We start from the raw sequence: 24,956 nt of genomic DNA on the forward strand, positions 1-24,956 counted from the left end.
GAAACTCTTAAAAGCCGCGCAGTGGCCCTGATGCCACAGTTATTTACTCAGAAGAACGTTTCCTTACACTTACGAATAGCAATGGATAACGGGAATTAGCCCCGCCAGATCCGCAGCAAAGGATAATCATTATTTGATAAAGCGATGAATATAATTAAGAAAAAGGCGTCACTGCAGAAGCCAGTTAATTTCTGATGAAAGGAAAAGTTTTGTCAGATGCGTCAAAAGGTTTAACGGACAATTAAATAATTATGATGGCGGAGAAATCAGAGTGGTATAACCAGAGCGGAGGCGCAATCAGATGGGCAGATAAAAACTGCCTTCCGGAGAAGGCAGTGTGATTACTGATTCAGGAATTTGTCGAGGAACTGACGGGTACGTGGCTGGCGGGGATTGCTGAACAACGCCTTTGCATCGCCCTGCTCCACAATCCGCCCCTGATCCATGAAGATGGCACGGTCGGCCACGTCGCGGGCGAAGCTCATCTCATGCGTGACGATGACCATCGTGCGTTTCTCTTCAGCCAGTGCGCGAATGGTGCTGAGCACCTCGCCCACCAGCTCAGGATCCAGCGCCGACGTAGGTTCGTCAAACAGGATGACTTCCGGTCGCATCGCCAGCGCCCGGGCAATCGCCACACGCTGCTGCTGCCCGCCCGAGAGGCGACGTGGAAAACTCGCCTCTTTGCCCTGCAGTCCGACTTTTTCCAGCAGCGTGCGGGCGCGAGCTGCCGCCTCCGCTTTCGGCTCGCCCTTAACGATAACCGGCCCTTCAATGATGTTATCGATCACCGAACGGTGCGGAAACAGATTGAAGTTCTGAAAGACAAACCCGACCTGCTGACGCAGACGACGCACCTGCTCTTTCTGCTTACTCTCGGCCAGCGCCGCATCGATGGTGATATCGCCGACCCGGATGGTGCCGCTATCCGGCACTTCCAGCAGATTGATACTGCGCAGCAGCGTCGTCTTGCCTGAGCCGCTGGGGCCGATGATTGCCACCACTTCACCCGCGGCCACATCGAGGTCGATGTCGTGCAGCACCCTCTGGCCATTAAAAGATTTCACCAGCTTTCTGACTTCGATGGCGCTCATTTCGACTCCGAATCCTGACGATTAACATGCTGCTCCAGCCGGTTCTGCAGGGCAGATAATACCGTCGCCATCACCCAGTAGATCAGTGAGGCCGCCAGATACATGGTAAAGACTTCCAGCGTGCGCGAGGTGATCAGCTGCGCCTGACGGAACAGTTCCGGCACCTGAATGGTGGCGGCCAGCGAGGTATCCTTAACCAGGCTGATAAAACTGTTGCCGAGCGGCGGCAGCGCGGTGCGGGCGGCCTGCGGCAGAATAACCCGGCGCAGCGTCTGCCAGCGCGTCATCCCGATACTGGCCGCCGCTTCCCACTGCCCGCGCTCAATCGAGGAAATCGCGCCGCGCAGAGACTCCGACGCGTAAGCGGCCGTATTCAGGGAAAGGCCAATCATCGCAGAGGGGATCGGGTCCAGCTCAATGCCAAACTGCGGCAGACCGTAGTAGATCATAAAGAGCTGGGCGATCAGCGGCGTGCCACGGAAGATCGAGACATAGATACGCGCCAGCCAGCGAACCGGCCAGATGCGCGACAGGCGCATCAGGGCCAGAACAAAGCCCAGCAGCAGCCCGAAGAACATGCCGCCGATGCTGAGCTGTAGCGTAAAGAGCGCGCCTTTGAATAAAAAAGGTGCTGAATCCAGCACCAGTTGAAGGCTTTCCTGCATTATTTCGTCACGTCCGCGCCAAACCATTTCTGCGACAGCTTGCTCAGCGAGCCATCTTTCTGCATATCCGCAATGGCCTGATCGACCGCTTTCAGCAGGTCTTCATTGCCCTTGCGCATGGCGACGCCCGACTCCTGACGCGAGAAGGCGTCACCGGCAACGGCCATGGTATCGCCGGTCTTCTTCACCAGATCCAGCGCAGCCAGACGGTCAACCAGAATCGCATTCAGACGGCCAGAGCGCAGATCCTGATATTTGGTCGGGTCATCATCATAGGTACGGATGTCCACGCCCTTCACGTTTTCACGCAGCCACTGCTCATAGTTGGTGCCCAGACCCACACCCACCTTTTTACCCGCCAGGTCGGCCGGTTTAGTAATGGTGCTGGCATTGGCTTTCATGGTCAGCGCCTGGATACCGGAAACGGTATAAGGCGTGGAGAAGTCATACTTCTTCTTACGCTCATCGGAGATGGTGACCTGGTTGATCACCACATCGATGCGCTTCGCGTCGAGTGACGCCAGCATGCCATCCCATTTAGTCGGCTTCAGGCTCGCTTTAACACCCATATGCTGCGCCAGCTGCTCGGCAAACTCCACTTCAAAGCCGGTCAGCTTGCCCTTTTCATCCTGGAAGCTGAACGGCGGATAGGTGCCTTCCAGACCCACCAGCAGCGTGCCGCGCTCTTTGATTTTGTTCAGCAGGTTTTCTGCTGCAAAGGTTTTAACGTTAACGCCCGCAATCAGCGCCACAGCCATGACGCCCATCATCATCTGACGACCTGCACGAGAAAAGGACATATTCACCCCATTATTGACAGTATTGTGTGTGTGTTTTTTTATAAGGGCAGCACCGCGAGTCGCTGCCAGTCCAGAATGATAACGCACGGAGTATAAACTGTTTTGTTGGCTTGTCTCAGATCGAAGGATGATAAGCAAATAACGCCGGTGCACCCCCCGTATGAATAAACAGCAGCGGACCTTCACGGCGGAAGCGATTCCGGCTGATGCCATCCAGCAATCCGGCCATCGCCTTGCCGGTATAGACCGGGTCCAGCATGATCCCTTCCAGTCGCGCCAGCAGCTTTACCGCCGCCATGCCTTCCTCATTCGGCTCACCATAGCGTGGCGCAAAATAGTCATCCCACAGGGTGACTGGCGCTGTCGCCTGCACTTCCAGCTTCTCAGCCAGGGCGTCACGCAACCGCTCAACCAGCGGCTGTTGCTGCGCAACCTGACGGGAAACAGTCACGCCGACCAGTTCGCTCTGTGGTAACAGATGCTCCAGGCCAACGGCCAGCCCGGCATGGGTGCCGGCACTACCTGAGGCGACAACAACGGCGGCGAAATCGACCACGCCTTCGCTCTGATGGGCAATCTCCTGTGCGCACTCCACATAGCCCAGCGCACCCAGCGCATTGGAGCCGCCAACCGGTACGATGTAAGGCCGGAAGCCCTGCGCCTCCAGCCGGGTGGCTTCCTCAGCCAGCTGCTCCACGGGATTATGCAGCGCCTCCACCATGATCACTTCAGCATCCATCAGATCCAGCAGCAGACGGTTGCCGTTGGTGAGATAATTTTCAGCGTCGGTGCCGATCGGGTTTTCCAGCAGCGCCACGCACTTCAGACCCAGCCGGGCCGCAACGGCGGCCGTCTGACGCACATGGTTAGACTGAATCGCGCCCGCGGTCAGCAGCACATCGGCGCCTTCGCGCAGCGCATCCGCAGCCAGGAACTCCAGTTTACGCAGCTTGTTGCCGCCCATCGCCACCGGGGTAAAGTCATCACGCTTGATGAAAATATCGCGTCCCAGGTAATCGGACAGTCGTGGCAGATGCTCCAGCGGCGTCGGTGCGCCCAGCAGTTCAAGACGGGGAAACTGGTGTAACAGGTGTAAAGACAAAGCGGCCTCCGTATGGGCACGGGAATCATCTCTACAGTGTTACAGAAGATACAGAAAGGATCATCCTGATTCAGGTGTCAGCAGAGGCGGTAACGAAAAGGCCGTGATAAAACAGGGGGCAGTAAAACCGCAGGCGGCGCCGTGCTCCCCCTTCCCCGTTACCCGGCGCGCGGGCAACAGGGCAATGTGCCACAGGCACAAGGGGGAGCAATCGGTGCAGAACAGGATTAACCCTGCTGCCAGCCTAAGAATTGATCGTACTTGCGCAGCGCAATGCGGTAATTGTTATTACCGGCATCGGGCAGATCGCTTTCCAGACACTGATGCCAGCTGTTTCCCTGCAGCCTGTCGGCCGGGAAATTTTTGGCTTTCAGCATCTCATCCAGCCGACGCAGCCGCACCACATATTCGCGAATCGTGCTGGGGCTCATCTCTGTCTGCTCAAACAGATACTGTTTAAACGACATAATGTCGAAATAATTAGGATGCGTATTGCAAAAAATATCACTGCAAAAACGACAAAGCGCGGTCAGCTCGGGCTGAAGTTTCAGCCACAGCTGCTCATCAATCATCTGGTCCATTCGCGCGATGGCCTCTTTATTGATGATCTGGCCACGAAAAACGAGCGCCATTCGATCTAATACCTTGCCACAGTGTGAACAATTGCTCTGGCTGTGTTTATAGTCTTTAAGATAACGACTTAACGGTCTGGCCTTGGTTTTGGCTCCCATTACTGAGTCCCCGGTTTCTTATAATTTGAATCGCCAGGAACTGATACTGCTAGCGCGCTCCCGTAAGTCGGGCACGCAGGCGTTTAATCGCCTGACTGTGCAGCTGGCTGACACGGGATTCCCCCACATCAAGCACCGCGCCAATCTCTTTCAGGTTCAGTTCTTCCTGGTAGTACAGTGTCAGCACCATCTTTTCACGATCGGGTAACGCTTCGATCGCTTCAATGACGCGCTCACGCAGACTCCCTTCCAGTAGCTGATGAAGCGGATTGGCCTCTTCATGGCCTTCCGTCACCAGTTCCGCACTGTCGCCGTGCTCTTCCCGATACTCGTCGTAGGAAAAGAGTTGACTATTGTTGGTGTCCAGCAGGATCTGCCGGTACTCCTCCATAGAGACATTCAGCTGCTGTGCCACTTCCTGCTCGGAAGCAGAGCGCCCCAGCGCCTGCTCCACTTTATGCATTGCTCCGGCCACTTCACGCGCGTTACGACGAACGCTGCGCGGAGCCCAGTCCCGACTGCGAAGCTCGTCGAGCATTGCGCCACGAATGCGCTGCACGGCGTAGGTGGTAAAGGCTGTGCCCTGTAGCGCATCGTAGCGCTCCACAGCGTTTAACAACCCTATCCCTCCGGCCTGCAGCAGGTCGTCAAGCTCCACGCTGGCTGGCAGGCGAACCTGCAAACGCAACGCTTCATGGCGCACCAGCGGCACGTAGCGCTGCCAGAGCGAATGTTTGTCCATCACGCCTTCGGCGGTATAGAAATCGTTCACGTTGACTACCCTGCGTTAATGAAGTTATCGGCATGATTATCCAATTCTGTAGCGTTTTCGATTGGATGAATAGGCGGGGTAAAACGAGGCTATTTCATTTTTGTTGCATCAGAGCGCAGATCCCTCTGCACTCATCAGTCGGGATTAACGACGGGCTCGCAGCCGTTGCCGCGTGGCGGGCGGCACGGCTGACCACAGGCTACAGACACGTCCATCCAGCTCCTGATACCAGGGCGCAATATGCTGCCGCGCCTCCTCGCCAGGGTGCACATGAATCTCGCCCGACTCACCATCAATGCTAATCAATCGGTTAATAAACAGCCGCTGCAAATCGCTGCGCAAAAACAGGCCGTTGTCGATGCTGTTGTCGGCCAGCAGCCCGTCTTCCCCCTCTCGCGTGTCGATGTGACAGGCTTCCACCCAGGGCCAGTTGTGCCGTTCGGTCAGTTCGGTGCCGGTCATGACGCAGGCACCGTAGCGCGCTTTGACACCGGCGCTGAATTCGGCCTGACTGGCGCGCTGCAGCACCCTGGCCTTGACACGGCGCCCGACCTCCGTTCCCGGCATTACCGCCGCGGGCACTTTGAGGTGTGGTGTGCTCAGCACCACGATGAACTGAATGCGTCGGGACTGCGGAAAACAGGGATTCGCCTGCGGATTAAAGAGCTGCCAGTAAGCCTCGTCATCGTCCTGATGCATCAGCACCAGCTTATAGCCGCGGCTGCTCAGCAGGTTCTGCGCCGTAGCCGATTGCGGATCGATCATCGCAAAAACCTGACTGCTGCCCATCACCCTCCACAGGTTGTCGCGCTTCTCGTTTTCGCTGCGACGGAAATAGAGAAATGAGAGATGCTGTTTCAGGTAGTGCTCAAAGCGGCGCAGGTAATTTTTTCGCTCGTTGTCGCTGGAGATAAACAGCAGATCCTCCAGCGGGCTGTTGCTCTCTTCACGGGCGAAGACCGCACGAATTTTCAGCGTCCGCAGGCCGGTTGAGGGACTAAGTAAGGCGCGCGCCGTCAGCTCTTTGTCATCAGGGTATTGCAGAGCATAACGCCGGGCGATCTCCTCGAAGGTCAGCCGCTCGCCCGGCAACAGGTCGTAATTGAAGCGCATAGACACTCCATAAAGTGAAAATCAAAATGATGTTGTTCTGTGAAGAGTTATCGGCAGGCCGTGGGGGAACTGTAACGGGAGGGGGAGATTAAGGGGAAAGGTCTAGGTAAAAATTTCACCTCGCTGGGAATAAAAACCCAGGTATCTGCAATTTAGCTGTCGCTTTCCGCAAATGGCTGATACCACCTTAATTCAATAACGCAAAAACCCCGCCAGGGCGGGGTTTTTATCGGACTTACTTAGAGTGATTAGCCCTGCAGCAGAGACAGAACCTGCTGTGGAACCTGGTTGGCTTTGCCCAATACGGAGTTACCAGCCTGCTGTACGATCTGCGCTTTAGACATGTTTGAAACTTCAGTTGCGTAGTCAGCATCCTGAATACGAGACTGTGCTGCAGACAGGTTGGTAGTGGTGTTGTTCAGGTTAGTAACCGCTGAGTTCAGACGGTTCTGAACAGCACCCAGGCTTGAACGGAAGTTATCAACAGATGCGATAGCTTTGTCCAGCAGTGCCAGCGGGTTAGCAGTTGCTGAGCCTTTGTGAGCGTTAGCGTTAGCGGTGTCAGCGATATCGCCGATGTTGCTAGCTACAGCAGTAGTACCGGCTGCGCTACCATTTACAATTGCTGCTGCTGCAGTGTTGTAATCTTTGCCCTGAACGGTCACGTAACCCTGCGCTGCACCGGTAGAATCTGCGCCAACTTTAACGAACTGGCCAGACATGGTGCCTGCAGTTACACCGTTAGCTGAGTCGGTGTAAGAAACGTCAGTGGTATTCAGAGAAACGTTACCAGTCGCGTCGTCAACAGATACTGCGTAGTTGTCGCTGCCTGAAGAGACAACGTAAGTTGCAGTGGCGGCACCAGCAGCAGTCTGTACGTTTCTCAGTGACAGTGAGCTTGCGTCAACTTTCAGAGCAGTTGCAACAGCTGACAGGTTAACATCCTTCAGTGAACCGCTTGCGCCAACCTGGGTGATTGCATCGCTGGTTTTCAGTGCGTTTTTAGAGACGCCGAAACCTGACAGACCCAGAGTTGAAGAGTCGATTTTCTTCAGGTCGATATTGATGGTTTCACCATCGTTTGCGCCAACCTGAATTTTCATTGCGCCGTCTTTCGCCAGCACGTTCACGCCGTTGAACTGAGTCTGACCAGATACGCGGTCGATTTCGCTCAGACGTGATTTGATTTCGTCCTGGATTGAAGACAGGTCAGAATCAGAGTTGGTGCCGTTCTGTGACTGTACGGTCAGTTCACGAACACGCTGTAAGTTGTTGTTGATTTCTGACAGTGCGCCTTCAGTGGTCTGCGCAGCAGAGATACCGTCGTTGGCGTTACGTGCAGCCTGAGTCAGGCCCTTGATGTTAGAGGTGAAACGGTTGGCAATCGCCTGACCCGCAGCGTCATCTTTCGCGCTGTTGATACGTAAGCCAGAAGACAGACGCTCCATAGAGGTAGACAGAGCTGACTGGTTCTTGTTGATGTTGTTCTGAGTGATCAGCGAGAGGCTGTTGGTATTAATGACTTGGGCCATGATAAATTTTCCTGTTAATCAAGTCTTTCGGTTAAGGTGTGGGCTTCAACCCGCCGGCTTCAGCGCCGTCAAAGTTGTTATCGTCTGCCGTCAAACAACCTTTAGAATTTTTTTAGTACCAGGCGAACTTTTCTGCTTCTGCCTGTCACGTTGTAAGTTATCGCCACCGGTTCCGACTTCTTTAGACTTAATTCATTAATTTTCTAGCCGCTGAATTGCCCTTCTCTATAGCGCTTATTTATCCCATTACCCTAAGGCAAATAGCTTTAAACTTTCCTTAATCAAGGCCGATAACTCCGGTATCAATTTCCCTGTCGACCTTATAAAGGAATAAACATGGCTAGTTTTAGCAACCTTGGTGTCGGTTCCGGCCTGCCACTCAGTACGATGCTTGATAATCTGCAGACCGCGGAAAAAGCGGCGCTGAAACCTATCTCAACGCAACAGACAGCTTACACTGCCAAGCTGAGTGCTTATGCTACTCTGAAAAGCTCGCTGACCACTTTCCAGACCGCTAATACCAAGCTGAACAGTGCCGATCTGTTTACCGCCACTACAGCGACCAGCAGTTCGACCGCGTTCAGTGCCACGACCTCTGGCAGCACCGTGGCCGGTAAATATTCGATCAACGTGACGCAGCTGGCGCAGGCGCAGGTCCTGACCTCGGCGGTGCAGAGCAGCAACACCGCTGCACTGGGCGACAGCTCCGTGAGCAGCCGCAGCATCGCCATCACCCTGAAAGATGGCACCAGCAAAAGCGTTACGTTGAGTAACGACCAGACGTCGCTGACCGGCATGCGCGATGCAATTAACGGCGCAAATGCCGGCGTGACCGCCACGATTATCAAGGTCTCGGATGGCAGCTTCCGTCTCTCCATGAGTGCTAACAAGACCGGCAGCGACAATGCAGTCGCTTCTGTTGCCGTCACTGGCGACAGTACCCTGCAGGGGATCGTCGGTTTTGACGCCAGCGCCAGCAGCAATCCGATGACGCAGAGTGTCGCGGCGCAGAACGCTAAACTGACCGTGAACAATGTGGCCATTGAGAACAGCAGCAACCAGATCAGCGACGCGCTGGAAGGCATTACACTGAATCTGACTGCGCAGACGGTAGGCGATCAGACACTGACGATCACCAAAGACACCTCAAAAGCGTCCAGCGCCATCAGCAGTTGGGTGGATGCTTATAATACCCTTCTGGATCAGTTTAATACGCTGACCAAGTACACCAAGGTCGACACCAACACGGGTACTCAGGACAGCAGCAACGGTGCACTGCTCGGTGACAGCACGCTCCGGACTATTCAGACCCAGCTGAAAAGTATGCTGACCAATGCGCAGAGCACATCAGCTTACAAATCGCTGGGGCAGATCGGTATCACCACTGACCCTACCACCGGTTCACTGAAGATTGATGCGACTAAAGTCAGTGCCGCACTGGATAAAGATGCCGCAGGCGTAAAAGAGATGATTGTGGGTGACGGTAAGACCACCGGCATTACCACTAAAATTGCGACCAACATTACCGGCTGGTTATCATCCAAGGGGATCGTTCAGTCTGCCACCGACGGTGTCAGTAAGACCCTGAATAACTTAACGGCGCTTTATAACACCACTAATGATCGCATCGATGCGGATATCGCCCGATATAAGACGCAGTTTACCCAGCTGGATATAGCGATCAGTAAACTTAACTCGACCAGTACGTATCTGACGCAGCAGTTCGATACGTCTAATTCTTCCAATAAATCGTAGGAGTGACCATGTACACCGCTACAGGCACCCAGGCCTATGCAAAAATTGGCGTCGAAAGCGCCGTCATGAGCGCCAGCCAGCAGCAGCTGGTTGTCATGCTGTTCGACGGCGCACTGAGCGCGTTAATCCGCGCACGCCTGTTTATGCAGGATGGCAATATTGAAGGCAAAGGCAAATCCATCTCCAAAGCTATCAATATCATCGAAGCGGGCCTGAAAGAGGGTCTGGCTGAAAACCGTGGTGATGAACTGGCAGATAACCTGCTGGATCTTTACAACTACATGACGCGTCGCCTGTTAGAGGCCAACCTGCACAATGATGTTGCCGCGATTGAGGAGGTCGAAGGCCTCCTCCGCAACATCGCAGACGCGTGGAAAGAAGTGGTTCAACCTAACCCTATTCAGGACGCCGTTTAATGACAACTGCACCGCATCTGATTGCCGTTTACCAACAGTTACTCGACCTCAGCCAGGGGATGCTGCATCATGCGGTACAGGGCGAATGGGATGAATTAATCAGCAGGGAGACGGAATATGTCAGCGCGGTGCAGAATTTAGCGCACTCGACAGAGGCGGTATCGCCCTCCTCGCAGACGCAGGAGCAGTTGCGCCCGGTACTGCGTCGTATTCTGGATAATGAAAGCGAAGTCAAACGCCTGCTGCAGGCGCGAATGGATGAGCTGGCCTCGTTAGTGAGCCAGAACAGCCGCCAGAAATCGGTACTCTCCGCCTATGGGAAGCAGGGCGGCGTCGTTATGGTGCCGCGCGAAACCCTCTCCTGATACCCTGCTTTTCACGCCGCCAGATTTATTTTTCTGCGCGGCGTCTCTTTTCTGCCGCTTACTCCATACTTAATTTTCATCATCCCCTGGAGTGTGGTAAATGCAAAACCCGACGTTATTACAGTTTTTCCATTGGTATTACCCGGATGGCAGCAAACTGTGGCCTGAAGTCGCCGAACGTGCAGCCTGGCTCAGTGAAATTGGCATTACGATGGCGTGGCTCCCTCCGAGCTACAAAGGGGATTCAGGAGGCTATTCTGTCGGTTACGACACCTATGACCTTTTTGACCTGGGTGAATTCGATCAGAAAGGCGGCGTTGCCACCAAATATGGTGATAAACAGCAGTTACTGGCGGCAACAGAGGCGCTGCGCAGCCATAACGTTGGGGTGCTGCTCGATGTCGTGCTGAACCACAAAATGGGTGCCGACGAGAAAGAGGCGATCAGCGTCAACCGCGTCAATCCGGACAACCGTGATGAAATCTATGACGAGGTCGTAGAGTGTGAGGCCTGGACCAAATTCACCTTTCCGGCGCGTGAAGGAAAATATTCGAAATTCGTCTGGGATCACAAATGCTTCAGCGGCGTAGACCACATCGAAAATCCGGACGAAAACGGCGTCTTCAAAGTCATCAACGACTACACTGCCGAAGGCTGGAACGATCAGGTCGATAACGAGCTGGGCAACTTCGACTATCTGATGGGTGCCAATATCGATTTCCGGAATAACGCGGTCCGGGAAGAGCTGAAATACTGGGCGCGCTGGGTGATGGAACAGGTGCCCTGCACCGGCTTCCGCCTGGATGCAGTCAAACATATTCCCGCCTGGTTCTATAAAGAGTGGATCGACCATATCCAGGAAGCCGCCCGGGAGCCGATGTTCATCGTGGCGGAATACTGGTCGTTTGAAACCGAAAAACTGCAGGAGTATGTGCATCAGGTGGAGGGCAAAACCATGCTGTTTGATGCTCCCCTGCACATGAACTTCCATCAGGCCTCTACGGCCGGCAGCGCCTACGACATGAGCCAGATCTTCGCGAACTCCCTGGTCGTGGCCGATCCGTGGCACGCGGTGACCATCGTAGCCAACCACGATACGCAGCCGCTGCAGTCACTGGAAGCGCCGGTGGAAGCCTGGTTCAAACCGCTGGCCTATGCGCTGATTCTGCTGCGCGAACAGGGCGTGCCGACCATCTTCTATCCGGATCTGTTCGGGGCGACCTATGAAGATGAAGGCGGTGACGGCGAGAAGCACAAAATCGAAATGCCGGTGATCCCGGAACTGGAAGGGTTAATCCGCGCCCGTCAGCAGTATGGCTGGGGTGTCCAGACCGACTATTTTGATCATCCGAACTGCGTGGCGTTCAGCCGCAGCGGGACCGAAACACAGCCGGGCTGTGTGGTCATCATGTCGAACGGCGATGCGGGCGAGAAGAGTGTGCCAATGGGCGAAGGCTTTGCCGGCAAGGTCTGGCGCGATCATCTGGGTAACCGGGAAGAGACCATTACCGCCGACGAGCACGGCACTGCGGTCTTTGCCTGCAACGGAGGCAGCGTCAGCGTCTGGGTGTTAGCAGAATAACCTAAGCCGTGAAAACAGCACCGCCCCGGCGGGCGGAGGCGTAAAGGACGCCATCTGTCCGTCGGGGCGATGCATTTCAGGCGGGTGGGCTTAACCGGCGTTGTGTTCGGTGATCGCCGTCCGCAGCAGTTGCGGCTCGATGTTCTGGATCACCGCCGCTTTGGGCTGTTTCGCTACTTCCTTCATCGCCTGCTGACACTCAACGGTCGGACGCGCCACTTTGCGCAGGGCCAGTCCGTCATATTTCAGCTCACCATTATCTACGTTGAGCGGCATCACCCGCATCTGACGCGTAATGTTGACATAGTCCCCGTTCAGTCGGGTCAGTTTACCCGGCTTCGCAATCACCCGCTGCCACTGACGGCAATCCAGCGTGGTGCCCTCTGCAGTAATCAGCAGACTGCCGATGGCCTGGTCGCTGACGAGGTTGCTCTGCGGACCGACGGTCTGCCAGTTCCCCTGCAGTTCCGCTGGCGCTGGCGTCTGCACCGCATTTTCATAATCGTTAATCTGCGCACAGCCACCCAATGCCAGCGCAGCAATCAGCATCCACTTTTTCATGTTTAATCCCTAAGATCGCGTCAATGGCGGCTACGTTATAATTTTTCCCCCGCGTTGCGCAAGGTATCTGGTGTCTGGCAGGCGACGAAGAACCAATAAAAGCCGTATTTCATCCGCAGCGCCTGCCGCCTGCCCTCTTCGGCTGGCTGATGCTCCCCGTGAGAGGTTCCTGATGCGGGTCTGTCGCACCTGACAAGCGAAACACAACCCGCTACACTGGCGCGCTGCAACACTTTTTCAGGAATATGAGTATGAAAACGCCAGAAGCCTACTATGCCCAGGCGCGCGAGATGTTTTTCACCGCGCATCCCGACTTTCAGGCTGCGCTTGATGAGTTAACTGAGAGCGATGCCCGTGCCGCCAATCTGTCGCTGCGCGAGCTGCGCGCATGGCATGCAGAACGCATCTATGCCGCTTTTTTACGGCAGAAGAATCTGGATGGGATGATCTTCTCTATTCAGCTCGCCGAGCCGGATAAAGCGGTGGCGGCGGAGGCGATCGAGACCTACCTCAAATCTCACGCGGAATCGCTGGGGATGAGCTGGGAAGAATTCTGCATCAAAAACGAACTCTGATCGGCGCTGTACTGGAAAGCCAGGTGATGGCTTTCGGGCCGTTGCACCACGACCATCATGCGGGTGCGACGGGCCCCCTGAACGGATTTTGCAGGTAAACTCTGGTTTTCAATGGCCCTGAAACGGCGGCGCTCTGTGGTAACGCAGGACGCGCGTGAACCTGCTGTTACTCTCTCTCTTCCGCGATTCTGCCCTTCACTTCCACATAACTGGCCACGGCCAGCAGACGATTGATGTGGGTCAGCAACAGGTCAACGTCGGACTGCATAAATTCCGCGGAGGACTGCGAGGCGGTGATAATCGCATCCTGAACCGTTTCCGTAATGGTCAGGGAGTTATCCTGTTTGGCCTGCACCAGCAGCGCGGCAACCAGCAGGGACTGAGCCTCCAGCTGTGCAGTCAGCTCCTTAGCATCGACGTCCATTTTTGCCAGCTTGAGCAGAATATCAATCACCAGTTGTCGCATCGCGCACCTCCTGAAAAGTAAGCCGCCATTATGTCGTGAGGCGTGCCTGTTTTGCCAGTTTAAGATGACACCCCGTTTACCCTGAAAATTTTGCCCGAAATCGGCTGCGCCGCCTTGCTACTGTTTTTATTTACAGTATCATAGGTCAGCGATTTTACTCAGAATGGATTGCCATCATGTTTGTTGAACTGATTTATGACAAGCGCAACGTTGCCGGTTTGCCGGGTGCCCGCGAGATGATTCGTGAGGAGCTGGAAAAGCGGGTGCATCGGGTGTTTCCTGATCTCGAAGTCAGGGTTAAGCCGATGGAGCGTAACGCGATTGATACTGATTTAAGTAAGAATGATAAAGCGACGGTTGCGCGGATTGTTGAAGAGATGTTCGACGAAGCGGAAATGTGGCTGGTGGCCGATTAATCCCTTAACGGCCACCGCATCAGTCAGCGGGAGAAAACTTAACTCTCCTGCTCGCTGTGATTGATTTCAATCTCGATGTCCTGAATCGCGGCATCCAGATCTTCCAGCAGTTTTCCCTGCTTATTCAGCAACGCATCAATTCGGTCGGCGTTGGTTTTGTCTTTATACTCACCGGCATCAAACGCTAACCAATGGCTGGAAAGGGTTTCGGTGTTGGTCTGCGCGTAGTGGCGCATCTCTTTAAGCTGAGAGGTCACGTCACGCAGATATTCAGTTTTGGTCTTGGTTTCAGTTGAATCGCTCATGCTGAATTTCCTTCTGGTCAGTTATCCAAAGTGATTAGGCTTAGCGGTTCATCAACCGGCCAATCAACCAGCGCACATTAAGAGATAAAATGTCGCCGTGAGATTTAAATGTAGTCGATAATAGCGAAGCCGCACTAAGAATAATCGGAAGTTACGGTTTTGCGTTCGCTTTGACCGGTGGCAGTTCACCATCCACCACCACCTCTTTGACTTTGATGACCGTCTTGTCCGCGGTGCGGTCAGGAATGGCATCCAGTTTATGCTGCAGCGCCGCCACCTGCGTCGTCAGCAGATCGACTCTGTCATCCCGTCGCGCGGCGATCACCCGGTAATCTGCCCGGATCTCCTCCACCCGCTTATTTGCGGTGTTGCTGACATAGAGAAAAATAATTGTCATCAGGATGCAGATCATTGAGCAGCTCAGCAGAATACAGCCCAGAATGACTTTGCGCCGGTATGACATCGGAGAGTGACTACCATTAATCGTTGTCATCACTGCGATCCTCCAGAGTTGAGATAAGCCGATCAATCTCGATACGAAATTTGTCGTTGTGATCGGTTTCGGTCATGGCCAGTAATATCCCTACCGCGTTCTTGATTAACCGAAGATCGGTTTCGAGTGTCGCAATCCGCCGCAGATTCCTGTCATGACGTTCACGCAGCTCGTCGTTCTCCTCCCGCATCAGTTGATTACTCTCTTTCAGCAACACCACCTGCTCTTTGTAACTGGTAATAATTTCGCCGCCTGCACGATTACTGGTCACGATTGAGGCAATCCCTGCCAGTAACGGTTTCCAGAACAGTGCTGCTGCCCCCCCACCCAGAACTAACGCACCCATACTGGTAATCAGACTACTTTCCATGCCACACCCCTTAATCCGGTAAGGTCTCTGGAACTTACTGCGTGCTTATCAGACACGATCCCCGCCAGGAATTTAAGATTGCTTAAATTACCAACTTAAGTATACTTAAGCCACACTTCATCAAAAAGTCAAGCCAATGAAAAACAGAACCCTGGGTGACCGCATCCGACTCCGCCGTAAGGCATTGCAGTTAACGCAGAAACAGCTGGCTCAGCAGGTAAACGTGTCCCATGTCGCTGTTTCACAATGGGAAAAAGAGGAGACGCTGCCGCGCGGCGAGAACCTGCTGCGGCTCGCCGAAGCGCTGGGCTGCGCGCCCTCGTTTCTGATAGATGGGGATGGCCCTGTTTTCAGCGAAAGCGCGTGGGGTGGCCTGCACCAGATCCCGCTGGTGAGTCAGCGGAACCTAACGCAGTGGCTGGCGGATGCGGAGGCTGTGAAGTGTGAGTGGCTGATGCACAACGACATGGCGCTTGCGCAGCAGAGCTTTGGTATGCGTGTGGAGGAGCAGGCGATGGCACCCGCAATCCTGCAGAATGATGTGGTGATTATCGATCCCACGCAGTCACCTCAGCCCGGCGACTGCGTGCTGGCCCTGCAGCAGCAGACTCCCCTGCTGCGCACCTGGCGTCAGCGCGGCCCGCAGGATGGTGTCGTGCAGTTTGAACTCGCCCCGGTCAACATTAACTTTCCCGATCTGCATTCCAGCCGGGACAGCCTGAAACTGATCGGCACGCTGGTCGAACTGCGCCGCTATCGCCAGGCATAAAACCTGGCACAGACCAGGTTCCGGCGGGAGCCTGCGGGGTTACAGGGCGTCGGTGAGCTGATCGACCACCACGTTACCCTGCAGGTCGGTCTGCATGATACGGTAACTGACCGGCCACGAGCGGCGGGTACTGAGTTTATCAAACAGGGTCACGCCACCGGTCTTCATCCCCTGACCATTGACGATAATCCATTCCGTGACCTCTTCCTGCCCCCGATTCTTCAGGCTCAGCGAGCGTTGCTCAATCAGCTGATCGTCAGCTTCAATTTTTAAATAGTCTCTTAACATTGTATCCACCTCCTGGTAACGCTGGTCACTATATGCTTTTATTTAATCATTTCAATCGAATTTATTTATCGACATGGGACTGCCTGACAGTGATCGCCAGCCTGAATCTGCTTACGACGCTGTCTGGCTTTTGCTTTGAATGGCCATTGCACAAAATCCAGAACGGATACGTCACTCGCAGCGACTCTGCTGCTGAAAGTCATCCTCAACTCAGCGCGGATAAGACGCTCAGGCTGGTCTAGACTTAAGAGACTGAAAAAAGGAGCGACGCATGTTTAAGCACAATTCGAACGAAGAACGTAATAAAGAAGGTGATGTCAGCAAGAGCCTGCCGGAAGCAGCCCCGCACGCAGGAAATATGTATGAAGAGGACGATCATCCCGCGACGGATGCGCCGAAAGATCATGGCGAAGTGCCGCGTAAAAACGACGACAGCCAGGATGATAAAAAGGATCCCTTTAAAGCCAGCTAAGGCCAATGGCGCGCCCGACGGGCGCGCGGATTGCAGGATTCAGGCGGCGCCGAAGTCTGTCGGCGTTTTCCCCTTTTCACCTGAGGCATCCCCCGGTTTCCAGGCTGCGATGACCCGTTGTTCTCCTCAGCGGATTTACTTCACCTGTTCGCAATCATACGCGCCCCGTATGCGGATCTGGCTCTGGCTGGTGCGGACGATTTCGGCTCTTAACATCCCTTTGCCATCCCGTGTCGTCTGCTCCATATCCACCATCCCCGGTGCCCGGCTGTTTTTGACCCGCAGCTTAATCGTCGCGTTATCGTAATCGCCCTTCTGTTTTGTAAACGTGACCTTCTGCGTCTTTGCGCGCTCCCCATTGACGGAGAACCAGCCGCTGCTGTCCGGTTTAAGGGTGAATGGTCCGCACTGCGTGGAGGCCAGGGCCGAAGAAGAGAGCGCGGTTAAACAGGCGATAAGGGTGAGCGTTTTAAACATAGGTGAGCGTCCTGCTGTTCACAGAAAAGCGGAAAAGCGCGGCAGACGGAGGACCCTTTTGTCTGCCACGCGCTGAAGTAAACAGAAGTATAGCCGGGCGCGGTCACCTTATCACTGGCGGACCTGCCTGCTCCGGCTTCAGAACGCGGAAGGCGTGGCGCTGTGTGATTATTCAGCTCTCAGGCAACCTACACCTGCATATTCATGATTTCGCTGTACGCTGACACCAGCTTATTCCTGACCTGAATCCCCATCTGCATCGAGATTGAAGATTTCTGCAGATCGACCATCACATCATTCAGGGCAATGCCGGGTTTCCCCATCTCAAAATCCTGCGCCTGAGTGCGGGCGGTGGTCTGGGTCTCACTGATCTTATCCAGCGCCGCTTTCATGGTGGCGCCGAAATCGATCTGATGGGTGGCTTCACTGCTGCGGTTGCTGGCCTGCAGTGAGGTCGCCTGCAGCTGCTGCAGCACGCCGTCGATTGCCTGAATGGACATAAACGATACCTTTTAAAGAGGAGTTATTTTTTCTGTGCTCAAAAGTTAGCACGTTGTCAATGAGACAAAGCCGCTAAATGACAGCAAAAAACCTACCTTATCCAGCCATCGAATTTTGCTTATCACCTAATAATGCCTGGCATTGAAGTGGAAATTTTATCTACGCAGGTCAGGGAGTCTGTTTTGCCATCTCAACTTACCCGGTCAATTACGTCAGGCAGGAATCGGTCATGAATGCGAGCACAGCCGCCACAACAGAACAAGATAAGAAAGGCTTCGGTGACCTGCTCGCTCGCCTGCGCGCAAACCCGCGTATCCCTTTAATCGTTGCCGCTGCCGCAGTGGTAGCGATCGTGATCGCGATGGTGCTGTGGGCAAAGCAGCCCAGCTACAGCGTTCTTTATAACAACCTCTCAGATGAGGATGGCGGCGCCATCGTGACTCAGCTGACGCAGATGAACATCCCCTACCGTTTCGCTGAAAACGGCGGCGCGCTGATGGTGCCGGAAGCGAATGTGCATGAGCTGCGTCTGCGTCTGGCTCAGCAGGGTCTGCCGAAAGGTGGCTCTGTAGGCTTTGAGCTGCTGGATAAAGAGAAGTTTGGCATCAGTCAGTTCAGCGAGCAGGTGAACTATCAGCGTGCGCTGGAAGGCGAACTGGCCCGCACCATTGAATCACTCGGTCCGGTCAAAACCGCCCGCGTCCATCTGGCGATGCCTAAACCGACCCTGTTTGTGCGTGAGCAGAAAGCGCCCTCCGCCTCTGTCACCTTAACCCTGCAGCCCGGCCGTGCGCTGGATGAAGGCCAGATTCAGGCGATCGCGCACATGGTGTCGAGCAGCGTTGCAGGTTTACCGCCAGGCAACGTCACCGTCGTCGATCAGGCCGGTCGCCTGCTGACCCGCTCCGATGCCGCCGGTCGCGATCTCAATGATGCGCAGCTGAAATATGCCGCAGAAGTTGAAGCGCGCTATCAGCAACGTATTGAAGCGATCCTGAATCCGATTCTCGGTCAGGGTAACGTTCATGCACAGGTCACCGCACAGATTAACTTCGACACCAGCGAGCAGACAGATGAGAAATATCAGCCTAACGCTAACCCGTCGAACACCGCTATCCGTTCGCGGCAGACCAGCACCAGTGACCAGTCTGGTTCCCCATATCCGGGCGGCGTGCCGGGCGCGCTCTCCAATCAGCCTGCGCCAGCCAACACTGCGCCGGTAACGACGCCGAACAACAATGCGGCCAATGGTCAGAACGCGAACGGTCAGAACAATGCGGCTAACAACGCCACGCAGGCCACCAGCACCGCCGCCAGCGCAACGCCGACGAACTCACGTCGTGACGACACGGTGAACTACGAACTGGATCGCACCATTCGTCACACCAAAATGAACGTCGGCGACGTGCAGCGTCTGTCGGTTGCGGTCGTCGTGAACTACCGTGCGGATGATAAAGGCAAAGCCATTGCGCTGAATGAGCAGCAGCTGAAACAGATTGAAGATCTGACCCGTGAAGCGATGGGTTACTCTCAGAATCGTGGTGACAGCGTCAACGTGGTGAACTCGCAGTTTAACACCACCGAGCCGATGAGCGTCGACCTGCCCTTCTGGCAACAGCAGTCGTTCTTTGAACAGCTGATGGATGCCGGTAAGTGGCTGCTGGTTGCCCTGGTCGCCTTCATTCTCTATCGCAAACTGGTTCGTCCGCATCTGGTTCGCAAGCAGGCCGCAGACAAAGCCGCTGCTGAAGCCATTGCCGCCCGCGCTGCCGAGAAGCCGGAAGAAGAAGCCTTTAGCGTACAGCTCAGCAAAGATGAGCTGGAGCAGGAACGTAAGTCTAACAACCGCATGAGCGCAGAAGTGATGAGTCAACGCATCCGCGACATGTCAGAAAACGATCCGCGTGTGGTAGCGCTGGTCATTCGTGAATGGATGAGTAAAGAGCTATGAGTCTGACCGGAACTGAAAAAAGCGCCATCCTGATGATGACCATTGGTGAAGAGCGCGCGGCGGAAGTCTTCAAACACCTGAACCAGCGTGAGGTGCAGCACCTGAGCGGCGCGATGGCGAATATGCGTCAGGTGTCGCACAAACAGCTGACCGAGGTCCTGCGTGAGTTCGAAGCGGATGCCGAGCAGTTCGCGGCGCTGAGCCTGAACTCCAACGAATATCTGCGTTCGGTACTGACCCGGGCGCTGGGCGAAGAGCGCGCCTCCAGCCTGCTGGAGGACATCCTCGAAACGCGCGACACCACCAGCGGCATGGAAACACTCAACTTTATGGAGCCGCAGGCTGCTGCCGACCTGATTCGCGACGAGCATCCGCAGATCATCGCCACCATTCTGGTACACCTGAAACGTGCCCAGGCCGCCGACATCGTGGCGCTGTTCGACGAGCGTCTGCGTCACGACGTGATGCTGCGTATCGCCACCTTTGGTGGTGTGCAGCCAGCCGCGCTGGCCGAACTGACCGAAGTGCTGAACGGGCTGCTGGACGGTACCAACCTCAAGCGCGCGAAGATGGGCGGCGTGAGAACCGCAGCCGAGATCATCAACCTGATGAAAACGCAGCAGGAAGAGGCGGTTATCGAAGCGGTACGCGACTTCGATGGCGAACTGGCGCAGAAAATTATCGACGAGATGTTCCTGTTCGAGAACCTGGTGGAAGTGGACGACCGCAGCATCCAGCGTCTGTTGCAGGAAGTGGAGTCCGAGCAGCTGCTGGTGGCGCTGAAAGGTGCCGAACAGCCACTGCGCGAGAAGTTCCTCAAAAACATGTCAGCCCGTGCAGCCGATATTCTGCGCGACGATCTGGCAAACCGGGGGCCGGTGCGTATGTCTGCGGTGGAAAACGAACAGAAAGCGATCCTGCTGGTGGTTCGCCGCCTGGCCGAATCGGGCGAGATGGTAATTGGTGGTGGTGAGGAAACGTATGTCTGATGCATTTTCTGCCCGTCCCTGGCAGCTGTGGCAGCCCACAGATTTAGGCCGTTTCGATGAGCCTGAAGCCGCGCCGGAGCCTGAATTTACCGAATCGGATGATGGCGTCGATGAGCAGCAACTGCAGCTCGAACGCCTGCAGCAGCAGATGCGGAAAGAGGCGCAGGGCCAGGGATACAACGAAGGCTATCAGCAGGGCATGACCGAAGGTCAGAAAGCGGGCTATGACGCCGGTTTTCAGCAGGGCCTGGTGGATGCCCAGCAGCAGCAGGCGCCGCTTCAGGCGCGGATGCAGCAGCTGGTTACCGAGTTCCAGAACACCCTGGAATCCCTGGACAGCGTGATCGCCGCGCGTCTGATGCAGCTGGCTCTGGAAGCGGCACGCTCCGTTATCGGCCAGGCAACCGCCGTCGATGGCACTGCCCTGCTGCGCCAGATTCAGGGCTTACTGCAGCAGGAACCGATGTTCAGCGGCAAACCGCAGCTGCGTGTTCATCCGGATGACTTACAGCGCATTGAGCAGACCCTGGGCCCGACGCTGGATCTGCACGGCTGGCGTCTGATCGCCGACAGCACCCTCCATCCCGGCGGCTGCAAACTCAGCGCAGAAGATGGTGACCTGGATGCCAGCGTCGCCACGCGCTGGCAGGAACTCTGCCGTCTTGCGGCACCAGGAGAAATTTAATGACCACCCGTCTGAACCGCTGGCTGGGATCTTTGGACGCCTTTGAGAAACGCATCGCCCAGGTGCAACCGGTGCGCCGTTATGGTCGCCTGACCCGCGCCACCGGTCTGGTGCTGGAAGCGACCGGCCTGCAGTTACCGCTGGGGGCAACCTGCATCATTGAACGCAACGATGGCAAAGCCATCAGCGAAATCGAAAGCGAAGTGGTGGGATTTAACGGCCAGAAACTGCTGATGATGCCACTGGAAGAGGTGGACGGCATTTTACCTGGCGCGCGAGTCTATGCCCGTCAGAATGGCGATAACCCGCAGGCAGGCAAGCAGCTGATGCTGGGGCCGGAACTGCTGGGCCGCGTTCTTGACGGCAGTGGCCGTCCGCTGGATGGTCTGCCGTCGCCGGATACCGGCTATCGTGCGCCGCTGATCACCCCGCCCTTTAACCCCTTACAGCGTACGCCGATTACCGACGTGCTGGATACCGGCGTGCGGGCAATCAACGCGCTGCTGACGGTTGGCCGTGGCCAGCGTATGGGCCTGTTTGCCGGTTCGGGCGTGGGTAAAAGCGTGCTGCTGGGCATGATGGCGCGCTATACCAAAGCGGACGTCATCGTGGTCGGCCTGATCGGTGAACGTGGCCGCGAGGTCAAAGATTTTATCGAGAATATTCTCGGTGCCGAAGGCCGCGCCCGTTCAGTGGTCATCGCCGCCCCGGCCGATGTCTCCCCGCTGCTGCGTATGCAGGGTGCCGCCTACGCCACGCGCATTGCGGAAGATTTTCGCGATCGCGGCAAGCACGTCCTGCTGATTATGGACTCCCTCACCCGCTACGCCATGGCGCAGCGTGAGATTGCGCTGGCGATCGGTGAGCCGCCCGCCACCAAAGGCTATCCGCCTTCCGTGTTCGCCAAACTGCCTGCGCTGGTTGAACGCGCCGGTAACGGCATCGACGGCGGCGGTTCGATTACCGCCTTCTATACCGTTCTGACCGAGGGCGACGATCAGCAGGATCCGATCGCCGACTCCGCGCGCGCCATCCTTGACGGCCACATCGTGCTGTCACGCCGGCTGGGCGAAGCGGGTCACTACCCGGCCATCGATATTGAAGCCTCGATCAGCCGTGCGATGACACATCTGATCGATGAGAACCACTATGCGCAGGTACGCCAGTTCAAGCAGTTGCTCTCCAGCTTCCAGCGTAACCGGGATCTGGTCAGCGTCGGCGCCTACGCCGCCGGGAGCGACCCGATGCTCGATAAAGCCATCAAACTCTATCCGCAGATGGAAGCCTTCCTGCAGCAGGGGATTTTTGAGCGCAGCGATTACGACGACGCCACCCTGCATCTGCATGCGCTGTTTGGACAGTAACACCCTTTAACGCGAGGTAACGGCAATGAAAACTGCAAATGCCATCGACACGCTGCGTGATTTAGCGGAGCAGGATCTCGAACGCGCCGCCATCTACTTAGGCGATATGCGTCGCGGCCAGCATGCCGCCAACGAGCAGCTGACGATGCTGCTCGATTATCAGGACGAATATCGCAACAAACTCAACGATGACATGTCATCAGGTATCGCCAGCACCCGCTGGACCAACTATCACCAGTTTATTCAGACGCTGGAAAAAGCGATCGAGCAGCACCGTAACCAGCTCAATCACTGGAATCAGCGGCTCGAACAGGCGCTGATTAACTGGCGCGACAAGCAGCAGCGGCTGAATGCCTATCAGACCCTGATTACGCGGGCAGCAGAAAACGCATCACGACAGGAAAACCGTCTCGATCAGAAACGGATGGACGAATTTGCCCAACGGGCCGCATTGAGGAGAGGCGAATGATTACGCTGCCACACATTGCCACAAAAGCGGCGGTGAAAACTGACGCTGAACCATCAGTTTCAGCTGATGCCACAGCGGGCAATGATGCCCTGCCACAGGACTTTCTGACCGCGCTGGGCAACCAGCTTCTGGGGCTGGCTAAGCAGCCCGGAAAAACGCTGCAATCGGCTGATATGAAAGCCGAAAAAGGCGATGACGCGCGGGCCAAACCTACCCTGAATGCGCTAATGGCGGCACTGGAAAATCCGGCTGCACTGAGTGGCCTGTTTAAACCGGAAAATATTAAAGCTGATCCAAAATCAGCCGATGATAAAGACAAGCCGGACGTGGCCGCCCTGAGCGCCAGCGAGCTGCAGAATGTGCAGGCGCTGTTCGCCATGTTACCCGGCGTGACAACCGCCGCTGCCGCAACGCCGACCCCGGTCAGCGGTGAGGCCGGCGAGCTGATAGCTCAGGCTGGCGGCGACCGCAAAGCACAGAACCCGCTGATGCAACTGCTCAACAGTGCACAGACTACTGCGCCAGCGGATAAAGCTGAGAAACATGACGCGAAAGGTGCCGCCGCGGATGCCTCTGCGGCCGGCAGCGCAGCCAGCCAGGGTTCAGCCCCGGCGAAAAGCGCAACCGGCACTGGCCTGACGCCCGATGCCGGTTTCCAGCAGGCGCTGAACATGCTCGTGAAGCAGGATGACCAGGCGGCGGTGAAAGCCAGCAACAGCGATAACGCGCTCACCGCGCCGCCAGTGAGCAGCGCCAGCAGCCTGCCGGCCCCGGTGACCGCCTCTGCGACCAGCAGCACGCCAGCCACGCCGATGCTGAATGCGCAGCTGGGCAGCGACGAATGGCAGCAGGCGCTGAGTCAGCAGATTGTCATGTTCAGCCGCAACGGTCAGCAGAATGCGGAATTGCGTCTGCACCCGGAAGATCTTGGCGCTATCCAGATCAGCCTGAAACTGGATAACGACCAGGCACAAATTAGTCTGGTTTCCAGCCACAGCCATGTCAGATCGGCGCTGGAAGCCGCGATACCGCAGCTGCGCAGCGCACTGGCAGAGAGCGGTATTAACCTGGGCGAGAGTCAGGTGAGCAGTGACAGTTCCGCGCAGGGCCAGAGCTTCCAGCAGCAGGAGGCGCCTCGCGATGGACAGCATGGCCGCTTCTCCCTCTCCCAGGACAGTGACACCGACATCACGCCGATTGCCGTCCCCGCCGCCCTTCAGGCTCGCGTCAGCGGCAACAGCGCCGTCGACACTTTTGCCTGACAGCGACAAACGCTGAAGGTAAGCGTAAAACCCGCGTCTTTTCTTCCCATTGGTTTGACTTAAGACGCGGGATAATCTGTCCCGTGAGCCGAGAGGCTTGCCCATAATTCACAGGAAGTAACTGCAACCATGTCTGAAAACGCAAAAGCAAAAGGCCGCAAACGTAAACTCTTAATACCGGTGTTGCTCATTGTGACGCTGGCCGCTTGCAGCGTGGCAGGCTATGCAGTCTGGCGAATGATGAACAAACACGAGGGTGATAAGCCTGAGGTGGCGAAAGTTGAACCGCCTCCCGCTCCGGTCTTTTTTGCACTTGATACATTTACGGTTAACCTGGTCAATCCCGACAACGATCCTGACCGCGTGCTTTACGTAGGCTTTACCCTGCGTCTGGCCGATGAGGATACCCGTCGTCGGCTGAATGATTATCTGCCTGAGGTGCGCAGCCGTCTGCTGCTGCTGCTCTCGCGTCAGAGTGCTGCGGCGCTGGCGACCGAGCAGGGAAAACAGGCGCTTGTTGAACAAATCAAACAGGCGCTGGCCCCACCGCTGGTAAAAGGTCAACCTCCGCAGGTCGTAAACGATGTGCTGTTTACTGCCTTCATTTTGAGGTGAA

General features: G+C 55.9%; 31 protein-coding genes. 15 read left to right on the forward strand and 16 right to left on the reverse strand.

Annotated features, from left to right (window positions below; all coding sequences use genetic code 11):
- Positions 1-341 precede the first annotated feature (341 nt).
- The 8 genes from tcyN to ACR6AS_RS07255 all read right to left on the reverse strand — a co-directional run bounded on the left by tcyN (position 342) and on the right by ACR6AS_RS07255 (position 7,809).
- Positions 342-1,094 carry an L-cystine ABC transporter ATP-binding protein TcyN gene (gene tcyN / locus ACR6AS_RS07220; protein ID WP_293771404.1) on the reverse strand — a complete coding sequence of 251 codons (753 nt, stop codon included), beginning with the start codon at positions 1,092-1,094 and terminating at the stop codon, positions 342-344.
- A complete protein-coding gene (gene tcyL / locus ACR6AS_RS07225) occupies positions 1,091-1,759 on the reverse strand; it encodes a cystine ABC transporter permease (protein WP_111139953.1) in 669 nt (222 codons plus the stop codon). Before tcyL ends, tcyN begins: the two co-directional genes overlap by 4 nt.
- On the reverse strand, positions 1,759-2,559 hold the full coding sequence (tcyJ, locus tag ACR6AS_RS07230) for a cystine ABC transporter substrate-binding protein (protein WP_111139954.1): 801 nt from the start codon (positions 2,557-2,559) through the stop codon (positions 1,759-1,761). Before tcyJ ends, tcyL begins: the two co-directional genes overlap by 1 nt.
- Positions 2,560-2,674: 115 nt before the next feature.
- The gene (locus tag ACR6AS_RS07235; RefSeq protein ID WP_434161584.1) at positions 2,675-3,661 is read right to left on the reverse strand and encodes a D-cysteine desulfhydrase; all 987 of its coding nucleotides are present in this window, start codon (positions 3,659-3,661) and stop codon (positions 2,675-2,677) included.
- A gap of 227 nt (positions 3,662-3,888) precedes the next feature.
- On the reverse strand, positions 3,889-4,392 hold the full coding sequence (gene fliZ / locus ACR6AS_RS07240; RefSeq protein ID WP_111139956.1) for a flagella biosynthesis regulatory protein FliZ: 504 nt from the start codon (positions 4,390-4,392) through the stop codon (positions 3,889-3,891).
- Positions 4,393-4,441: 49 nt separating this feature from the next.
- Complete coding sequence (locus tag ACR6AS_RS07245) at positions 4,442-5,164, reverse strand: RNA polymerase sigma factor FliA (RefSeq protein WP_128084334.1); 723 nt, start codon at positions 5,162-5,164, stop codon at positions 4,442-4,444.
- A gap of 144 nt (positions 5,165-5,308) precedes the next feature.
- Positions 5,309-6,277: an HNH endonuclease signature motif containing protein gene (locus ACR6AS_RS07250; protein ID WP_434161586.1), complete on the reverse strand. Its 969-nt coding sequence runs from the start codon at positions 6,275-6,277 to the stop codon at positions 5,309-5,311.
- 248 nt (positions 6,278-6,525) lie between these two features.
- Positions 6,526-7,809: a FliC/FljB family flagellin gene (locus ACR6AS_RS07255; RefSeq protein ID WP_434161588.1), complete on the reverse strand. Its 1,284-nt coding sequence runs from the start codon at positions 7,807-7,809 to the stop codon at positions 6,526-6,528.
- Positions 7,810-8,145: 336 nt separating this feature from the next.
- Here ACR6AS_RS07255 and fliD point away from each other — a divergent pair, with 336 nt between their 5' ends.
- The 4 genes from fliD (at position 8,146) to amyA (ending at position 11,927) form a co-directional block, all read left to right on the forward strand.
- Entirely contained in the window at positions 8,146-9,564 is a 1,419-nt protein-coding gene (gene fliD / locus ACR6AS_RS07260) for a flagellar filament capping protein FliD (RefSeq protein ID WP_434161590.1), read from the forward strand.
- A gap of 8 nt (positions 9,565-9,572) precedes the next feature.
- Complete coding sequence (gene fliS / locus ACR6AS_RS07265; RefSeq protein WP_111139963.1) at positions 9,573-9,980, forward strand: flagellar export chaperone FliS; 408 nt, start codon at positions 9,573-9,575, stop codon at positions 9,978-9,980.
- Positions 9,980-10,345: a flagella biosynthesis regulatory protein FliT gene (gene fliT, locus ACR6AS_RS07270; protein ID WP_293771424.1), complete on the forward strand. Its 366-nt coding sequence runs from the start codon at positions 9,980-9,982 to the stop codon at positions 10,343-10,345. The genes fliS and fliT overlap by 1 nt, the downstream gene beginning before the upstream one ends.
- A 100-nt stretch (positions 10,346-10,445) precedes the next feature.
- Positions 10,446-11,927, forward strand: a complete 1,482-nt coding sequence (gene amyA / locus ACR6AS_RS07275) for an alpha-amylase (RefSeq protein WP_111139965.1) — start codon at positions 10,446-10,448, stop codon at positions 11,925-11,927.
- A gap of 90 nt (positions 11,928-12,017) precedes the next feature.
- Here amyA and yedD read toward each other — a convergent pair whose 3' ends face one another.
- Entirely contained in the window at positions 12,018-12,488 is a 471-nt protein-coding gene (gene yedD / locus ACR6AS_RS07280; protein ID WP_434161593.1) for a lipoprotein YedD, read from the reverse strand.
- A gap of 251 nt (positions 12,489-12,739) precedes the next feature.
- On the opposite strand from yedD, the gene ACR6AS_RS07285 reads away from it, so the two are divergent.
- Complete coding sequence (locus tag ACR6AS_RS07285; RefSeq protein ID WP_293771430.1) at positions 12,740-13,063, forward strand: DUF6388 family protein; 324 nt, start codon at positions 12,740-12,742, stop codon at positions 13,061-13,063.
- Positions 13,064-13,229: 166 nt separating this feature from the next.
- Here ACR6AS_RS07285 and iraP read toward each other — a convergent pair whose 3' ends face one another.
- Positions 13,230-13,529, reverse strand: coding sequence for an anti-adapter protein IraP (gene iraP / locus ACR6AS_RS07290; RefSeq protein ID WP_293771432.1), 300 nt, complete (start codon positions 13,527-13,529; stop codon positions 13,230-13,232).
- A 176-nt stretch (positions 13,530-13,705) separates the two neighbouring features.
- Here iraP and ACR6AS_RS07295 point away from each other — a divergent pair, with 176 nt between their 5' ends.
- Positions 13,706-13,945: a DinI-like family protein gene (locus ACR6AS_RS07295; RefSeq protein WP_111139969.1), complete on the forward strand. Its 240-nt coding sequence runs from the start codon at positions 13,706-13,708 to the stop codon at positions 13,943-13,945.
- A 38-nt stretch (positions 13,946-13,983) separates the two neighbouring features.
- Here the strand turns inward: ACR6AS_RS07295 and ACR6AS_RS07300 are convergent, their stop codons facing one another.
- From ACR6AS_RS07300 to ACR6AS_RS07310, 3 genes are all read right to left on the reverse strand, one after another.
- Entirely contained in the window at positions 13,984-14,250 is a 267-nt protein-coding gene (locus ACR6AS_RS07300) for a hypothetical protein (protein WP_111139970.1), read from the reverse strand.
- 151 nt (positions 14,251-14,401) lie between these two features.
- A complete protein-coding gene (locus ACR6AS_RS07305; RefSeq protein WP_128084346.1) occupies positions 14,402-14,743 on the reverse strand; it encodes a hypothetical protein in 342 nt (113 codons plus the stop codon).
- Complete coding sequence (locus ACR6AS_RS07310; RefSeq protein WP_111139972.1) at positions 14,730-15,113, reverse strand: hypothetical protein; 384 nt, start codon at positions 15,111-15,113, stop codon at positions 14,730-14,732. Before ACR6AS_RS07310 ends, ACR6AS_RS07305 begins: the two co-directional genes overlap by 14 nt.
- A 136-nt stretch (positions 15,114-15,249) precedes the next feature.
- On the opposite strand from ACR6AS_RS07310, the gene ACR6AS_RS07315 reads away from it, so the two are divergent.
- Positions 15,250-15,882, forward strand: coding sequence for a helix-turn-helix domain-containing protein (locus ACR6AS_RS07315; protein WP_434161596.1), 633 nt, complete (start codon positions 15,250-15,252; stop codon positions 15,880-15,882).
- A 39-nt stretch (positions 15,883-15,921) separates the two neighbouring features.
- Here the strand turns inward: ACR6AS_RS07315 and ACR6AS_RS07320 are convergent, their stop codons facing one another.
- Positions 15,922-16,170, reverse strand: coding sequence for a hypothetical protein (locus ACR6AS_RS07320; protein ID WP_128084347.1), 249 nt, complete (start codon positions 16,168-16,170; stop codon positions 15,922-15,924).
- Between the two features lie 271 nt (positions 16,171-16,441).
- Here ACR6AS_RS07320 and ACR6AS_RS07325 point away from each other — a divergent pair, with 271 nt between their 5' ends.
- Positions 16,442-16,642 carry a hypothetical protein gene (locus ACR6AS_RS07325; RefSeq protein ID WP_111139975.1) on the forward strand — a complete coding sequence of 67 codons (201 nt, stop codon included), beginning with the start codon at positions 16,442-16,444 and terminating at the stop codon, positions 16,640-16,642.
- A gap of 135 nt (positions 16,643-16,777) precedes the next feature.
- Here the strand turns inward: ACR6AS_RS07325 and ACR6AS_RS07330 are convergent, their stop codons facing one another.
- Both ACR6AS_RS07330 and fliE read right to left on the reverse strand, forming a co-directional pair.
- Positions 16,778-17,119 (reverse strand): hypothetical protein, encoded by a 342-nt coding sequence (locus ACR6AS_RS07330; protein WP_293771442.1) that lies wholly within the window; start codon positions 17,117-17,119, stop codon positions 16,778-16,780.
- Positions 17,120-17,307: 188 nt separating this feature from the next.
- Positions 17,308-17,619, reverse strand: a complete 312-nt coding sequence (gene fliE / locus ACR6AS_RS07335; RefSeq protein ID WP_111139987.1) for a flagellar hook-basal body complex protein FliE — start codon at positions 17,617-17,619, stop codon at positions 17,308-17,310.
- Between the two features lie 230 nt (positions 17,620-17,849).
- On the opposite strand from fliE, the gene fliF reads away from it, so the two are divergent.
- From fliF to fliL, 7 genes are all read left to right on the forward strand, one after another.
- Positions 17,850-19,571, forward strand: a complete 1,722-nt coding sequence (gene fliF, locus ACR6AS_RS07340; protein ID WP_111139988.1) for a flagellar basal-body MS-ring/collar protein FliF — start codon at positions 17,850-17,852, stop codon at positions 19,569-19,571.
- Positions 19,568-20,560 carry a flagellar motor switch protein FliG gene (fliG, locus tag ACR6AS_RS07345; protein ID WP_008926874.1) on the forward strand — a complete coding sequence of 331 codons (993 nt, stop codon included), beginning with the start codon at positions 19,568-19,570 and terminating at the stop codon, positions 20,558-20,560. The genes fliF and fliG overlap by 4 nt, the downstream gene beginning before the upstream one ends.
- Positions 20,553-21,245 (forward strand): flagellar assembly protein FliH, encoded by a 693-nt coding sequence (gene fliH / locus ACR6AS_RS07350; protein WP_111139989.1) that lies wholly within the window; start codon positions 20,553-20,555, stop codon positions 21,243-21,245. Before fliG ends, fliH begins: the two co-directional genes overlap by 8 nt.
- Positions 21,245-22,609 carry a flagellar protein export ATPase FliI gene (gene fliI / locus ACR6AS_RS07355; protein ID WP_140916955.1) on the forward strand — a complete coding sequence of 455 codons (1,365 nt, stop codon included), beginning with the start codon at positions 21,245-21,247 and terminating at the stop codon, positions 22,607-22,609. Before fliH ends, fliI begins: the two co-directional genes overlap by 1 nt.
- A gap of 25 nt (positions 22,610-22,634) precedes the next feature.
- Entirely contained in the window at positions 22,635-23,078 is a 444-nt protein-coding gene (gene fliJ / locus ACR6AS_RS07360; RefSeq protein ID WP_111139991.1) for a flagellar export protein FliJ, read from the forward strand.
- Complete coding sequence (locus ACR6AS_RS07365; RefSeq protein ID WP_434161600.1) at positions 23,075-24,340, forward strand: flagellar hook-length control protein FliK; 1,266 nt, start codon at positions 23,075-23,077, stop codon at positions 24,338-24,340. The genes fliJ and ACR6AS_RS07365 overlap by 4 nt, the downstream gene beginning before the upstream one ends.
- 129 nt (positions 24,341-24,469) lie before the next feature.
- The gene (fliL, locus tag ACR6AS_RS07370) at positions 24,470-24,955 is read left to right on the forward strand and encodes a flagellar basal body-associated protein FliL (protein WP_111139993.1); all 486 of its coding nucleotides are present in this window, start codon (positions 24,470-24,472) and stop codon (positions 24,953-24,955) included.
- Position 24,956 lies beyond the last annotated feature (1 nt).

Source organism: Pantoea phosphatilytica (assembly GCF_051025615.1).
GTDB lineage: Bacteria > Pseudomonadota > Gammaproteobacteria > Enterobacterales > Enterobacteriaceae > Pantoea.

Bases quoted from the DNA above. Each gene is read 5' to 3' on its own strand.
- tcyN (WP_293771404.1), bottom strand. From the start codon at position 1,094: ATGAGCGCCATCGAAGTCAGAAAGCTGGTGAAATCTTTTAATGGCCAG.
- tcyL (WP_111139953.1), bottom strand. From the start codon at position 1,759: ATGCAGGAAAGCCTTCAACTGGTGCTGGATTCAGCACCTTTTTTATTC.
- tcyJ (WP_111139954.1), bottom strand. From the start codon at position 2,559: ATGTCCTTTTCTCGTGCAGGTCGTCAGATGATGATGGGCGTCATGGCT.
- fliZ (WP_111139956.1), bottom strand. From the start codon at position 4,392: ATGGGAGCCAAAACCAAGGCCAGACCGTTAAGTCGTTATCTTAAAGAC.
- ACR6AS_RS07250 (WP_434161586.1), bottom strand. From the start codon at position 6,277: ATGCGCTTCAATTACGACCTGTTGCCGGGCGAGCGGCTGACCTTCGAG.
- ACR6AS_RS07255 (WP_434161588.1), bottom strand. From the start codon at position 7,809: ATGGCCCAAGTCATTAATACCAACAGCCTCTCGCTGATCACTCAGAAC.
- fliD (WP_434161590.1), top strand. From the start codon at position 8,146: ATGGCTAGTTTTAGCAACCTTGGTGTCGGTTCCGGCCTGCCACTCAGT.
- fliS (WP_111139963.1), top strand. From the start codon at position 9,573: ATGTACACCGCTACAGGCACCCAGGCCTATGCAAAAATTGGCGTCGAA.
- fliT (WP_293771424.1), top strand. From the start codon at position 9,980: ATGACAACTGCACCGCATCTGATTGCCGTTTACCAACAGTTACTCGAC.
- amyA (WP_111139965.1), top strand. From the start codon at position 10,446: ATGCAAAACCCGACGTTATTACAGTTTTTCCATTGGTATTACCCGGAT.
- yedD (WP_434161593.1), bottom strand. From the start codon at position 12,488: ATGAAAAAGTGGATGCTGATTGCTGCGCTGGCATTGGGTGGCTGTGCG.
- ACR6AS_RS07285 (WP_293771430.1), top strand. From the start codon at position 12,740: ATGAAAACGCCAGAAGCCTACTATGCCCAGGCGCGCGAGATGTTTTTC.
- iraP (WP_293771432.1), bottom strand. From the start codon at position 13,529: ATGCGACAACTGGTGATTGATATTCTGCTCAAGCTGGCAAAAATGGAC.
- ACR6AS_RS07295 (WP_111139969.1), top strand. From the start codon at position 13,706: ATGTTTGTTGAACTGATTTATGACAAGCGCAACGTTGCCGGTTTGCCG.
- ACR6AS_RS07300 (WP_111139970.1), bottom strand. From the start codon at position 14,250: ATGAGCGATTCAACTGAAACCAAGACCAAAACTGAATATCTGCGTGAC.
- ACR6AS_RS07305 (WP_128084346.1), bottom strand. From the start codon at position 14,743: ATGACAACGATTAATGGTAGTCACTCTCCGATGTCATACCGGCGCAAA.
- ACR6AS_RS07310 (WP_111139972.1), bottom strand. From the start codon at position 15,113: ATGGAAAGTAGTCTGATTACCAGTATGGGTGCGTTAGTTCTGGGTGGG.
- ACR6AS_RS07315 (WP_434161596.1), top strand. From the start codon at position 15,250: ATGAAAAACAGAACCCTGGGTGACCGCATCCGACTCCGCCGTAAGGCA.
- ACR6AS_RS07320 (WP_128084347.1), bottom strand. From the start codon at position 16,170: ATGTTAAGAGACTATTTAAAAATTGAAGCTGACGATCAGCTGATTGAG.
- ACR6AS_RS07325 (WP_111139975.1), top strand. From the start codon at position 16,442: ATGTTTAAGCACAATTCGAACGAAGAACGTAATAAAGAAGGTGATGTC.
- ACR6AS_RS07330 (WP_293771442.1), bottom strand. From the start codon at position 17,119: ATGTTTAAAACGCTCACCCTTATCGCCTGTTTAACCGCGCTCTCTTCT.
- fliE (WP_111139987.1), bottom strand. From the start codon at position 17,619: ATGTCCATTCAGGCAATCGACGGCGTGCTGCAGCAGCTGCAGGCGACC.
- fliF (WP_111139988.1), top strand. From the start codon at position 17,850: ATGAATGCGAGCACAGCCGCCACAACAGAACAAGATAAGAAAGGCTTC.
- fliG (WP_008926874.1), top strand. From the start codon at position 19,568: ATGAGTCTGACCGGAACTGAAAAAAGCGCCATCCTGATGATGACCATT.
- fliH (WP_111139989.1), top strand. From the start codon at position 20,553: ATGTCTGATGCATTTTCTGCCCGTCCCTGGCAGCTGTGGCAGCCCACA.
- fliI (WP_140916955.1), top strand. From the start codon at position 21,245: ATGACCACCCGTCTGAACCGCTGGCTGGGATCTTTGGACGCCTTTGAG.
- fliJ (WP_111139991.1), top strand. From the start codon at position 22,635: ATGAAAACTGCAAATGCCATCGACACGCTGCGTGATTTAGCGGAGCAG.
- ACR6AS_RS07365 (WP_434161600.1), top strand. From the start codon at position 23,075: ATGATTACGCTGCCACACATTGCCACAAAAGCGGCGGTGAAAACTGAC.
- fliL (WP_111139993.1), top strand. From the start codon at position 24,470: ATGTCTGAAAACGCAAAAGCAAAAGGCCGCAAACGTAAACTCTTAATA.